We start from the raw sequence: 13,490 nt of genomic DNA, 5'->3' as shown, positions 1-13,490 counted from the left end.
TCTTCACAATGACAAAAACACTCAGAAAGGTTTTCAATCAATCTAAGTGCCTCTATCATTTATTTATCTATTTATTCTCAGCCATATAATCTAACACCGCTGTACCCAGCACCTTAGCTGCAAGAAGCAGTCCTTTTTCATCAATATCAAATTTAGGATGGTGATGCGGGTACGATGGTTTGCCGGTAACCTCTGCACCTGTAAAGAAAAATGTACCCTTCACATGCTGGAGATAATAAGAAAAATCTTCTCCGCCCATGATTTTCCTTGATTCTGCTACCTCTTCAACTCCAGGCACATCCTTCGCCAGTTCAGCCACAAACGCTGTTTCCTCTGCGTGATTGACCAGAGCCGGATAGCCTCTCTGGTAATTTAAAACACCCTCTGCATCAGATAATGCACAAGTAGAAGAAACGATCGTCTGCATCTCATTTTCAATCAAATCTCTTACCTCTTCATCAAACGTACGGACTGTCCCTTTTAACAGTGCTGTATCAGCAATCACATTATTCGCATTCTTTGCTTCAAAGGACCCTACAGAAACAACGGCCAGATCTAAAGGATCTACCTTTCTGCTGACTATTTGCTGCAAATTCGTGACCAGCTGGCTTCCTATTAAAATGCTATCCTTTGTCTGATGAGGCGATGCCCCATGTCCGCCTTTTCCCTGAATATGAATATCAAAGAAATCTGCTGCTGCCTGAAGAGGACCTACCCGGTAACGAATTTCGCCAACGGGCACTTCAGCTTGTAAGTGCGTACCAAATATCACGTCCACTCCGTCCAAACAGCCATCCTCAATCATTGGTTTTGCACCACCCGGGATCACTTCTTCCGCATGCTGATGAATGAATACAACTGTTCCTGCCAAACCTTCTTTTATTCCATTTAAGACTTTTGCCAGACCCAGCAGTGTTGCTGTATGCCCATCATGTCCACACGCATGCATTACCCCTGGATTTTCAGACTGAAAAGGAAGATCTGTTTCCTCCTGTATTGGCAGAGCATCAAAATCAGCCCGTAACGCTATCGTCGGTCCTGGATTTGCTCCCTCTAAATAGGCTACCACTCCATTTCCGCCTACATTCTTTCGTACCCGATGCCCTAACTTTTCATGGTATGCCGCAATATATTCCGGTGTCTTTACCTCTTGAAAGGACAATTCCGGATACTGATGCAGATGCCTTCTAATAGCTACCATTTCTTCATAAGTATTATCTAATTTTTCATATAAAACTTCCTTTTTACTCATGCTTCCTGCCTCCGAAAATTTAAATTTATAACATAGATACTATTCTAACAAATTAATGATTTTAAGTCTCCTGGATAGTACGTAAGCATTTACACCGGCTTTCGTGTACTTTTGGATAAACGATGTGCTAAGTTTCCCCAACCAAAAACCGTATAAAATCAATATATAACCCCTTGATTTCATACGGCTTCCAAGTTCTAATCATGTTTCTACTCCATCACAATTCCTTTTCTCACATTTAAATGAAATGCATCTGCCAGTGCAATTATCTGATCCTCTGTCATACATTGCTTCCTTTTCCCGTCTGTCACAACATACACACGTGCCGCTTTTTCAATGGTTTCAATTAATCCCAATGCTTGATCCACGGATTGCCCTGCGGCGAGAATGCCATGATGCGGCCAGATAACAATTCTGAATTCTTTCATTTTCCCAGCTGTCTCCATACCAATTTCTCCATTGCCACAGACCATCCAAGGGAGTAGCCCCAGCCCTTCCGGAAATACAAGAACACATTCCGAATTTAGCGACCACATTGTTTTTGTAAAAGCGTTTTGATCCAGTTCATGCATAAATGTCATCGCAATGGTGTAGTCAGGGTGACAATGCAGCACAATGCGATGCTGATCATCTGCTTCCAGCCGCTCACTGTGGCAAAGCAGATGTGTCGGCAGTTCACTGGTAGGACGCTTATTCCCGCGGAAACCCCAAATGATATCAAATCCACTGCCATCCTCATTAATTTGAATAATACCGAGGTGCTTATCCGGCTCCTTTATGATATTTTTAAACGGGCTTCCGGCTGCTGTTACTAAAAAATACTTGTTGCTTAAATTCGGACAAGGCACCTCCAGCTTCCTTGATGAGATCACTTTCTTATCTGTGCCGATATATGCTTCTATTTCTTCCTCTGTCAGTAGATAGCTCAGATTTCCAGCATGGTTTTCAGCCCAGCCGGCTTGATAAATCTGGCTGCATGTATCGATAATACTTGTCATAAAAGGAGTATTTAAAAAATCGGTTGCCATCAAATATTACCTCCATCTATTCATTTTGTTGTGAAATATACGTATGCATCGCTTCAAACATCAGAAATACGGTCGTCGCTCCAGCATCCTGTACCCCTATGGAACGCTCGTAAACAAACTTTGCTCTGCCAAATTTAGCAGGATACTCCTTTGTTTTTTCCACACCATTCTCCGCAGCTAGCATTGCTTTTCCTGTCGCTTCCTCCAGAGAGCCGCTGCTTTCCTGCTCTAATTCAAGAACCGCCGGCTCCAATGCATCAATCATGGTTTTATCTCCAAGCTGCGCTTTCCCTGTTGCCTTAATCTTTTCCAGTCCCTTGCGCATGACTTGTGCCAGTATTTCTGAGGTAAGCTTTTCTTCCTCAGGAATAGCAGCAGCTCCTAAAAACAATTGTGAAAAAATAACTCCGGAAGCACCACCCATCGAATGCAGCATCGTCATCCCGGAAGCTTTAAATAATTCATTAATCGTGGCATAAGTATTCTCCTCAAGCATTGCTTTCACGGCCTTAAATCCTCTTTCAATGCCAAAGCCATGATCTCCATCGCCCACTTTGCCATCAATTTCACACAGGAGTTCTTTACTTGCCATCAATCTTTCCGCCATAAAGAGCAGCATATTCTGTGTCTCTTGTATATTTAATTGTTTCAAGTCTGCTCACCTCTTTTATAAAAATAAGGTGTATATGCCGGTGCATTGTACAAACGCTTTAACTCCGCATCAAGTCTTAACATCGAAATCGATACCCCTGCCATTTCCAGGGATGTACAGTGCGAGCCGATGATGGAATCATAAATAACGACTCCTTTATTTTCCATCAGCTTCCCAACCTGGCGATGAACAATATTCAATTCTAATAGACTGGTTGCGCCGGTACCATTTACGAGAACCACAACCTCATCTGCCTCTTGCAGTTCCAGATCATCCGCAATGACCGTGACCATCTCCTCAACGATCTTATCAGCTGCTTGCAGCTTCTTCTTTTGAATCCCGGGTTCACCATGGATACCCATTCCAAACTCATAAGCATCCTCTTCAATGGTAAAATTCGCTTTGCTTCCCGGAAGAGAACAAGGGGTAAGCGCAACACTCAGGGAACGGATATTTTCGTTTGCTTTCTCCGCCACTTGCTTCGTTTCAGTAAGCGTGTACCCTTCCTGCGCAGCCGCTCCTGTCACCTTTGTAACCAGAAGTAAGCCGGCAATTCCTCTCCGCTCCTCTTCCTGTCCTTTGGGGGCAGATGCCACATCATCGGTTACAAGGGCTGTTGCTACATTTATTCCTTCCAGCTCCGCCAATTCCGAGGCGACACCAAAGTTCATCGTATCTCCTGCATAGTTGATAACAAGGCATAGAACTCCTTCATCTGTATTGGCTCCCTTAATAACTTCTAATATCGTGTGCGGATCTGGAGAAGCAAATACACTTCCCAGGGCTGCACCGTCTGCCATTCCTTCCCCTGTTAAGCCGATGAACACCGGCTCATGACCACTGCCGCCTCCCGTAATAACACTTACTTTTTTCTTGTTTATATCATTTACGACTAACCCGTTCACACCAGCTACCTGTTGATGCGTTCTGCGGTTTGCCATTAGAAATCCTTCTAAGCTTTCTGCAACAACATCCTCTACATTATTAATTAATTTCTTCATGGTACCCCTCCGTTCATTCAAACTTCATGCTCGGCTCTTGGCAGCGCACGCTTTTCTTTCAGCTCTTTCCGTACTTCCTTCATACTGTAACGAGAAGGTAAACCTGCCTCATCCAGATAACGTGTTAATCCTAATGCAATGACAAACGAGCAGGCTCCTAATAACATATTCCAGCTTAAAATGCTGACAATTAAAAAGATGATGCTCAATCCTAAAAAAAAGAAAAAAATCGCTTTTTTTAGCCACATATTCATTCCTCCATTATCACATTATCAATCTTCAATACCCATTTCCTTCTTGATTTGCAAATCTTCCTTCTTGATTCCTTTAAAATAATAGATTGAAAGACCTACAGTCACGATAAACAAAGCAATCCCAATTGGTGTAAACAACGAAAATTCAGCAACAATATATCGCAGTTCCGATATATCCATTCCAAACCATGCCAGCATCTGCCCCTGAGGTACCTCTACTCCGCCGGTAGCATTAGCCAGTGCCGTGAAGTGCGGTGCAAAATAGGAAGCAACGTACAATTGCATGGGAATCCCTATAATTGTACCAATCGCCATTTTTGGCAGATTACCCATTGTCAGATAAAAGAGCGGAACGACCATACATATGTTCATTAAGCCTCCAAATGGAAGCACAAGATTCCCAGGCAAAATTAAAGAGTAAACTAAAATAATAGGAATGGTTAAAATCATAATTAACCAGTGCTCCGAGCGCCCTGCCATAATCGGCCAGTCTAAACCAATCGTAAAAGCACGGTTGCTAAAACGCTTCTTCATATAAGCCGTCGCTGATTCGCTGATCGGAGTAAGTGCTGTAGTAAACAGCTTTGCAACTAATGGAAACAGCATTAAGGCTGCTCCAGCTTGAACGCCAAGTGTCAGCACGGATCTGATATCGTAGCCGCCAAATATTCCAATTAAGCAGCCAATTAAAAATCCCATTACATGCGTTTCTCCAAATATTCCAATCTTATCGCGCAGTTTTTGGGCATCAAAATTCACGGTGCTGGGAAGAATCTTATCCATGATTTTGACAAATGGATAAAACCAAATACCAGACAAGAACATCGGATGCGGCATCGATACCCCGGGAATTCCCGTAAGCTTTTGCAGGCGGTAGCGCGTATAGTCAGCATTCTTTAATTCAAGTATAGATTGAAGTGTCGCAAATAATAGACCTAACCAGGCATGTCCGGATACATAAGCAACAAGAAATGCCGTACATACTTTATTTCCTACATTCCACATATCCACGTTGACACAGGATGTCCAGCGGAAAGATAGCATCAGAATATTAACCAGGATTTGAATAGGGAACATTAAAAATGCGAATTCCCATGTCCATGCAAGCCCTAATGCCGGCGGCCAGCCCATATCCAGCGCTCCGAGCTGTATACCGGTTATTTCTACAAATGACCGGGAAGCTTCACCGACATTGGTAATCATAAAATCTACAACAATATTGATCCCGACCAGTGCTACGCCCAATGTTAAACCTGCTGAAAAAGCGCGGCTGAATTTCATTCGAAAAATAAGGCCGAGAGCAGTCAGGATAATCGTCAGAAATACTGGTGCTCCCATATCAATTAAACCTTGGAAAAAAACCTCAACATAGCCCATACTTATCCCCCTTTATATTCAAGCATTCCATCTATTTTTATCGTTCTCAGGTATTTACGATATCGATAATTTTCTCCAGCTCTTCTTCCACACCTATCCCTGTCAGAAACGGAATACCGCTGAATACAGGAATATCATACTTTCCTTCCGGCTCTTGTGTAATGGAAACATAGATATCCGAGCTTTTAATGTATGTCGGAATCGAATTAATATTAATCGCTTCAATGCTGGCTTTATGTCCCAGACCTTTTTCCTTCAATAAATTCTCTAATTTTACTGCTACCGTTTGTGAAGTAGCAATTCCTCCGCCACAAGCCACAATAATTTTTTTCATTTTATTCTTCCTCCTCTAATTTTTAGTTATCATATTGTCTCCCATTGCCTGAATAGCCTTGAGAACCGTATCTAATAACTCGTTTTTATTACTTGCTTTCTGTAAATCCTGCATAACCTCTTCCTGTGAAAATAGGCTGATTAACTTTTGAATCACTTTCAGATGATCCTGACTTCCATTCAGTGCAAGCATAAAGACTAAATTCACTGCAACCTCGCTGTTGTTATTCCCCATTTCCCGAAATTGCACCGGTTCTTTCAGCTTAGCTATGCTGATACACGATTGATGGACATGTTCTACATCTGTGTGAGGCAGTGCTATTTTTATCACTTTTGTAGGTAATCCTGTCGGAAATTTATGTTCACGCTCAATAATAGCCCGTTTGTAGCTATCCTTTACTAAATTCTTTTTTTCAAGCCGATTCGCCATTTTTTCCAACAGCTCTTCACTGGATGCTGCCTCGCAATCAAAATGAACGAGCTGTTCATCGAATAAATCTAATAAATTCACTTTCCACCATCTCCCACATCATGTCTTCATGTTTAATATCCATGCCTTTGTTCAGTTATAAACGATACAATTTTTAATAACCTCACCCCTGGCATGCTCCAGTATCGCCTGCTCCGTCTGCTCAATGGTATACTCCTTCTCAACGAAATCACTCGCTTCAATCGCTTTCATTTTTAATAGCTCAAAAGCAGCTTTAACATGAATTGGTGTCGTGTGAAATACACCCTTTACAGTAATTTGCTCGTAATGAAGCTTTGTGCAATCAAAGGTTACCTCCGTACCCGTTTTCGTTCCGCCAAAGCACAGCACCGTTCCACCGGGACGAACCATATCAAAAGCCATATTCCATACAGCTGGAACTCCTGCCGCTTCAATGGCAATATCTACTCCCCGCTCATCCTCTGTCAATTGACGAACTTCCTGAACCTGATCCACCCCTTCACCTACTTTAACGGTTTCCCATGCTCCAAGCTTTCTTGCTTTTTCCAGGCGATTGTCCTTCATATCACAGGCAATAACACGTGCCCCGCGCAAGTAACACAAGCGGATAAACATAAGCCCAATTGGTCCGCAGCCATTGACAACAACAGTATCTCCCAACTCAATCGGAACCTGAGATGTACCATACACAGCACAAGCAAGCGGTTCCATTAAGGCGGCTTGCTTATATTCCATATCATCCGGCAGCTGGAACATCGTTTCTTCCACAATATTCTTTGGAATAAGCTGATACTCGGCATAACTTCCCAAGTTAGAAGGCAGATCCTCACACATGGAATGCTGTCCCTTCTTACAGTAATAACATTTATGACATGGTGCAGTGTTATGAGCAACTACCCGGTCACCTATCTTAAATTTAGTTACCCCTTCTCCCACAGCATGTACTATCCCTGCTGCCTCATGGCCAATAAGATGAGGCGGTGTGTAACGATATCCTCTCATATACATCTTTGCATCAGTTCCACAGGTTAATGTAACCAGATTCTTAATAACTACTTCTCCATAGCTTGGCACAGGTATTTCTGTTTCCTCCAACCGCAAATCTTGAATTCCATGATAAACAATTCTTTTCATTTTCTCGTCCTCCTTGTAATGGAAAGGCAATCATTATAGTTGCAGTTTTTCTTGATAGGAGTAGCCCTCCAGACAGCTGTAAATATCCTCAACACTTGTTGCTTTCAGCATTTCTTCAATTTCTTCCTTCAGCTCTGAAAGCTTTGAGATTTCTAATAAGGCGCGTAAATGCTTCTTTTTATCGACAGGCGCAATGATAATTACCAGTCTGATAGATTGATTCGATGATACCTGCACACCGTGATTCAGCTTCAGCATACTTATTCCCAGTTCATTTACACCATCTTCAGGCATTGCATGCGGTATAGCAATGTCTGTTCCATAAACGATGTAAGGCCGCTCCACATCATGCAGCAAAATCATTTTATCAACGTACCGCTGTTCAATGATCCCTTTGGCTAGTAATGGCGCTGCAGCAGCTTCCATCGCTTCTCTCCAAGAATTCACTTCTGACTGCATAACGATATGATCCGGAGTCAGTAAATCAATGAGTTTAGGCTGTTCCTCTTCGTATATCGCTGCTTCCTTTAATTGCCCTCCTCTTAAATACGTATTTAACGCTTGCTTTAACTTAGGTCCATTTTGAATACTCGTATAGCTTTCAACAATATGAATGACTTCTTCGATATCTATGATTTTCGGGGTAAAGCCATAGACCATTTGCATAACCTGATTTCGCAGCTGTTTCTTCATTTCATTCGGTATAAACGGCTGCACAATAAATAGCTTTTTATCTGTATGAAGATACGTTGGGGAAAATACAATATCATAATCTATATCAAATTCATGAAATTCCCTTATCGACAGCGCTTCCATAAATACAAACTCTGGAAATAAATGATTTAACGTACTTTTCATTAATTTAGAGACTGATACACCATTCGGACAGACGACGATAGCTTTGATACGATGGCGGAGAGAATCTCCTTGGCGTTCCATCCAGCCTCCTATTAAAATAGTGAAATACATGCTTTCCGACTCCGGTATCGAACAGCCAATTACCTTCTCTAATACCGGAATCGATTTTTTTACTAAATAATGCAATTCTTTATATTCTTCCTGAAATATTTGATCAAAGGATTGCTCATCCATATGATTATTTTGTGTTAATCCAAACTTAATTCTGTAATATGCAGGCTTTAAATGCAGCCATAATTTCTTTAACAGCTCCTCTTTATCCAGCAGAACCGTACACGATATTTGTTCAAATTTCTGAACCATCTGCTGTAAGCCTCTCCGCATTGCAGTATCTGTGGATAGATCTGGTTCCGTGGAAAACGTAAGATTTGCTGTAAGGATTTGCAATGCTAAAAAGGACAAGTCTGCTTTTGAGATCTGTTTTTCCATTCCAGGCAAGTCGGCTATGATGTGATAAACATGCTCTCCAGAGAAATCGATGTCGCCTTCAAGCAGCGTCCTCCCCTGCTGAATTCTTCTCACAACACCAGCAAATACATAAGGGAGCACTTGATGCTTTTCATCCGTAAATCGAATATTCATTTCATCCTCACAGCATTCAATCATATCTTTCATGCGATTCATTTCTTCTTTTGTGAAATGACCGTATAACTCTAACCACTGGGATCCATTAAATATTCGTTGAATTCTGTCAATGACTTCCAGTAATAGGCGGCGTATATTCCACTCTTCCCCTTTGATATCGTATCCTTCCATTCTGGAGTAATTGATATGAAGGGAATGACTGCTTACTAATTCCTGCGCCTTCTTTAAATCTGCAAGCACTGTATTCTTGCTCACCTTCAGCTCTGATGTCAGATGGATAAGTGAAAATTCCTCTGTTTTTGTCAGTAGCATAAAACAAATGAGAAGTGCCCGTTCTTCAGAAGAGAAAATATAATCTGAATTTAACGTATTTCCCTTCTCCATAAACAACACTTGATGCTTTGCATCTCCCACAAAAATTCCTCTGGAATCCTTTTTAATCAAAGGAAATCCATTGTCCTTCAGCCAATCGTTTATTTTTTTAAAGCTATAATCGATTTGTCCCCGGCTTAACCCATATTTCCTAGATAGATCCTGGACTTTCAGGCCAGAGTTAACAAATACTTCTTGAATTAACGCCTTACTGCGATCGTCTAGGTGCATATGTTCTTTCACTCCTTTCTATGTTTCTATCCTATCACGAAGATAAGCACAAAAGAATGCGCTTTCATCCCAGCTTTTTTGAACGAATATGAAAAAAACTGTGCTTAAGATGATTCATAGAAGCATCTATATCATTTACTGCCTTTCTACGAGTTATTTATATAATCAAATGGGAAAGGGATTCAAGTCAGGAAAGAGGGATGCACTGTAATCTTTCATCAGGAAGCAAATGACGAGGTTGACTATATAAAGGTAATAACTATCACATCAAATTTCATCTCTTTTTTCAATAGAAATTTTTTCCTTGTCCTTTTGTTGCGCACAGATCTCTTTTTTTCGACTTGGGATTAGGAAGACGGCATAACAGGATTAATGTAATGGCTATATAAAAAGGAATTACAGGGAGCCTCTATTGCCTTCCCTGTAATTCCTTTATAAAATCGTACTTATGGGTTTATTAAGTACTGTTAGAAATCTTTTCAAAACGTACTTTCCAAAATCAAACAGTGTCCTTAAGTCCAAAATACTCAACTACATTATTGTAACAAATATCCTGCACGATTTGCCCCCACCGATCCATGTCATCAGGAAGCTGTCCCTCATTTATCCATGTTCCGATAATATTACACAAAATCCTTCTGAAATAATCATGTCTGGGGTAAGATAGAAAGCTCCTGGAGTCGGTCAACATGCCGATAAAATTACTTAACAGACCTACACTCGCCAAATCTGTAAGTTGTTTTTTCATACCGTCAATATGATCGTTAAACCACCATGCTGAACCAAATTGAATCTTTCCTTTAACACCGCTCTCTGTAAAATTACCGATCATGGAAGCTAAAATATAATTATCATTTGGATTTACACTATACAAAATGGTCTTAGGCAGAGATTCTTTTTTATCCAACGCATCCAATAATTTAGATGTCGCATAAGCCATTTTCTGATCCCCTATGGAGTCAAACCCTGTATTAGGACCAATTTTTTGAAGCATTCGGCTATTATTATTTCTCATAACACCAATATGCAGTTGCATAACCCATCCTAATCTAGCATATTCTTTCCCTAACCATGTCATCAAATATGTTTTATATTTCAATATTTCCAGCTTTGACAGTTCCATATTATTTAAACCTTTGTGAAAGATATTTTCGACCTCAGCACTATCCGCTTCCTCATAAGGCACTTCTGTCATATCATGGTCAGAAGCACGACAACCATGATCATGAAAATATTGTACTCTTTCCTTTAAAGATTCCAGAAAAGCTTCAAACGTAGAAATCGTTCCGTTTGTTACAGCTGCTAGGTTACCTACCCAATCAGCAAACGAATTATCTTCAATTTTTATGGCTCCATCAGGCCGGAAAGTCGGAATCACTTTTATCTGGAATGATTCATCTTCCTTTAACTTTTTATGATAGATTAAACTATCTGTCGGATCGTCGGTAGTACCAACCGCTTTAACATTGGAACGTTCAATAAGCGCTCTTGGCGTAAAATCTTCCTGTCGCAATTGCTGATTACACTCTTCCCAGATTTGTTTTCCATTTGTCTCGTTTAGATGATCATGGATGTTAAAATAATTCTTTAACTCCATATGTGTCCAATGATACAAAGGATTTCCGATTGTTTGGGGGACTGTCTCAGCCCAGGCAAGGAATTTTTCTTCATCTGGTGCATTTCCTGTAATATAATCTTCCTTCACCCCGTTTAATCTCATTGCTCTCCATTTATAATGATCACCTCCAAGCCATGCTTGAGTAATATTCGCAAAAGTTTTATTTTCCCATATCTCCTTTGGGCTCAGATGACAATGATAATCGAAAATCGGCATCTCTTTTGCATAATTAAAATATAATTCTTGAGCATGCTTATTACTTAAAAGAAAACTCTCTGTAAGAAAGCTCATTATATCTTCCTCTCTATATAATTAAAATGTCTTCATATTAAGATTTTTAGAAAAGAAACCTGCTAAATTTCCCCATTAATTAACTTCAATACCTTAACCACACTTATATTCCAATATTTATCATTTTATTTTCTATAACAGGTTCAAAAATTTAGGTATAACCAGACTAATTGAAGGAATATAAACAACTAAAAATAATGCAGCAATGAGTGCCACAAAGAAAAAGCTCAGCGGTTTTATAACCTCTTCAATAGAAACCTTACCTACACTACAACCCACAAATAAAACACTGCCTACCGGCGGGGTCATAGATCCTATTGCCAGGTTAAACACAAGCATAATTCCGAAATGGACAGGATCAATCCCCATTTCTACAGCAATCGGCAGGAAAATTGGTGTAAAAATAAGTACTGCAGGTGTGAGATCCATAAAGGTGCCAACTACCAATAGAATCAACATCATAATTAACAGCATAATATTAGGATTTTCTGAAATACTTAACAGACCGTTACTAATAGCTGCCGGCATACCTGTTACCGCCATTGCCCAAGACATGATAGAAGATGTAGCAACTAAAAACAAAACAATTCCAGTCATTACAATAGTTTCCTTAAATATTTTGGGTATGTGAGCCCAGGTTAAAGAACGGTAGATCAATGAAAGAACTAATGAATATAGAATTGCAATTGCGGCGCCTTCTGTTGCAGTGAATACTCCAGCTACAATCCCTCCAATAACAATAACAATTAATAGTAAACTGGGAATTGCTTGCAAAACAACTTTGCTTGCCTCTTTCAAGCTTACTTTTTCAGAAATAGTATAATTATTCCTTTTAGCAATAATGAAGGCAACCAGCATTACAGATAAACCCATTAAAATACCTGGCAAGTACCCGGCCATAAATAATGCGGAAACCGACGTCCCTCCGCTGACTAATGAATATAGAATTAAGACTCCACTGGGAGGGATGAGGATTCCTACCGGTGAAGAAGCAATATTTACAGCTGCGGAAAACGCTTTATTGTAACCTTCTTTCTCCTGCAAGGGAGACATAACACTCCCTATTGCCGCAGCTGAAGCTACTGCAGATCCGGATATAGACCCGAAAAGCATATTTCCAACTACGTTTGTATGTGCCAAAGAGCCAGGTAATCTTCCTGCAATTAACTTAGCTAAGTTAATTAACCGTAATGCTATCCCTCCATTATTCATAATGCTGCCTGACATAATAAAAAAGACAACAGCTAATAGCGCAAAACTGTTCATGCCAGAGAATAAACGTTGCGCGCCAGTATAGAGTACAACGTCTAACGGCATAGCTACTATAACAGACACAATAGATGACAGACCGATACTTACTGATATCGGAACACCTAATATAAGAAGCAGAAAAAATGTTCCAAATAGTAATAAAACTGATAATACTGCTATATCCATTTACATATACCCCCTAATCTTTCCCGGTTTGTGGAGGGACAGAAGTATCTATCTGCTGTTCAGAAAATTTATCCTGTCCCCGCTTTTCCAATATGTTTATTAATTGATAGATTATTATTAACACTCCTGTTATAGGAAGAATCGCATAAACATAGCCCATTGGAATACCGAGAATAGGGGACGTTTGACTTATTGTATTAGAGGCAAGATGGATGCCTCCCTTAATCAAAACGGATCCTGCAAAAATGATAATAATAACGTCAATAAAAATCTCAACTGATTTTTTCTTTAAACCACTTAATTTAGATTTCAAAAAAACAATTGCTAATTGTTCTTTTGAACCGAATGCATAGGCGGCTCCCAGCATTGCTGCCCATATTAGAAGAAAACGTGATGCCTCTTCTGTAATAATGCTGGGAGAACCTAACACATACCTGCTAAATACCTGCCATAATGCACAACAAACTAAGATAACGGTTAGGATAGAGGCAATGGTCATAATCAAACGATTTAATAAAGTCTTTATACTTTTGACTGTTGAAAGCATTTGAATCCC

General features: G+C 40.1%; 13 protein-coding genes. All 13 read right to left on the bottom strand.

Going from position 1 to position 13,490, the window contains the following annotated elements:
• Window positions 1-67 precede the first annotated feature (67 nt).
• The 13 genes from FLK20_RS13460 to FLK20_RS13400 all read right to left on the bottom strand — a co-directional run bounded on the left by FLK20_RS13460 (window position 68) and on the right by FLK20_RS13400 (window position 13,481).
• Window positions 68-1,252 carry a M20 family metallopeptidase gene (locus FLK20_RS13460; protein WP_152657113.1) on the bottom strand — a complete coding sequence of 395 codons (1,185 nt, stop codon included), beginning with the start codon at window positions 1,250-1,252 and terminating at the stop codon, window positions 68-70.
• Between the two features lie 209 nt (window positions 1,253-1,461).
• Window positions 1,462-2,280: a rhamnulose-1-phosphate aldolase gene (gene rhaD, locus FLK20_RS13455; protein ID WP_152657112.1), complete on the bottom strand. Its 819-nt coding sequence runs from the start codon at window positions 2,278-2,280 to the stop codon at window positions 1,462-1,464.
• A gap of 16 nt (window positions 2,281-2,296) precedes the next feature.
• Entirely contained in the window at window positions 2,297-2,932 is a 636-nt protein-coding gene (dhaL, locus tag FLK20_RS13450; RefSeq protein ID WP_227995042.1) for a dihydroxyacetone kinase subunit DhaL, read from the bottom strand.
• The gene (locus tag FLK20_RS13445; protein ID WP_152657111.1) at window positions 2,929-3,933 is read right to left on the bottom strand and encodes a dihydroxyacetone kinase subunit DhaK; all 1,005 of its coding nucleotides are present in this window, start codon (window positions 3,931-3,933) and stop codon (window positions 2,929-2,931) included. Before FLK20_RS13445 ends, dhaL begins: the two co-directional genes overlap by 4 nt.
• 17 nt (window positions 3,934-3,950) lie before the next feature.
• The gene (locus FLK20_RS13440; protein ID WP_152657110.1) at window positions 3,951-4,181 is read right to left on the bottom strand and encodes a hypothetical protein; all 231 of its coding nucleotides are present in this window, start codon (window positions 4,179-4,181) and stop codon (window positions 3,951-3,953) included.
• A gap of 24 nt (window positions 4,182-4,205) precedes the next feature.
• Window positions 4,206-5,564 carry a PTS galactitol transporter subunit IIC gene (locus FLK20_RS13435; RefSeq protein ID WP_152657109.1) on the bottom strand — a complete coding sequence of 453 codons (1,359 nt, stop codon included), beginning with the start codon at window positions 5,562-5,564 and terminating at the stop codon, window positions 4,206-4,208.
• 46 nt (window positions 5,565-5,610) lie between these two features.
• Complete coding sequence (locus tag FLK20_RS13430; protein ID WP_152657108.1) at window positions 5,611-5,898, bottom strand: PTS sugar transporter subunit IIB; 288 nt, start codon at window positions 5,896-5,898, stop codon at window positions 5,611-5,613.
• A 15-nt stretch (window positions 5,899-5,913) separates the two neighbouring features.
• On the bottom strand, window positions 5,914-6,408 hold the full coding sequence (locus FLK20_RS13425) for a PTS sugar transporter subunit IIA (protein WP_152657107.1): 495 nt from the start codon (window positions 6,406-6,408) through the stop codon (window positions 5,914-5,916).
• A 51-nt stretch (window positions 6,409-6,459) separates the two neighbouring features.
• Entirely contained in the window at window positions 6,460-7,482 is a 1,023-nt protein-coding gene (locus FLK20_RS13420; RefSeq protein WP_152657106.1) for a zinc-binding dehydrogenase, read from the bottom strand.
• 33 nt (window positions 7,483-7,515) lie between these two features.
• Window positions 7,516-9,588 (bottom strand): BglG family transcription antiterminator, encoded by a 2,073-nt coding sequence (locus tag FLK20_RS13415; RefSeq protein WP_152657105.1) that lies wholly within the window; start codon window positions 9,586-9,588, stop codon window positions 7,516-7,518.
• A gap of 499 nt (window positions 9,589-10,087) precedes the next feature.
• Complete coding sequence (gene uxaC / locus FLK20_RS13410) at window positions 10,088-11,500, bottom strand: glucuronate isomerase (RefSeq protein ID WP_152657104.1); 1,413 nt, start codon at window positions 11,498-11,500, stop codon at window positions 10,088-10,090.
• A gap of 129 nt (window positions 11,501-11,629) precedes the next feature.
• Entirely contained in the window at window positions 11,630-12,928 is a 1,299-nt protein-coding gene (locus FLK20_RS13405) for a TRAP transporter large permease (RefSeq protein ID WP_227995058.1), read from the bottom strand.
• A 19-nt stretch (window positions 12,929-12,947) separates the two neighbouring features.
• Window positions 12,948-13,481 (bottom strand): TRAP transporter small permease, encoded by a 534-nt coding sequence (locus FLK20_RS13400; protein WP_152657102.1) that lies wholly within the window; start codon window positions 13,479-13,481, stop codon window positions 12,948-12,950.
• Between the last annotated feature and the right edge of the window lie 9 nt (window positions 13,482-13,490).

Source organism: Oceanobacillus sp. CFH 90083 (genome assembly GCF_009389585.1).
GTDB lineage: Bacteria > Bacillota > Bacilli > Bacillales > Amphibacillaceae > Oceanobacillus.
Note: the sequence above shows the minus strand (reverse complement) of the source record. Positions and strands in the feature narration are given on the sequence as shown.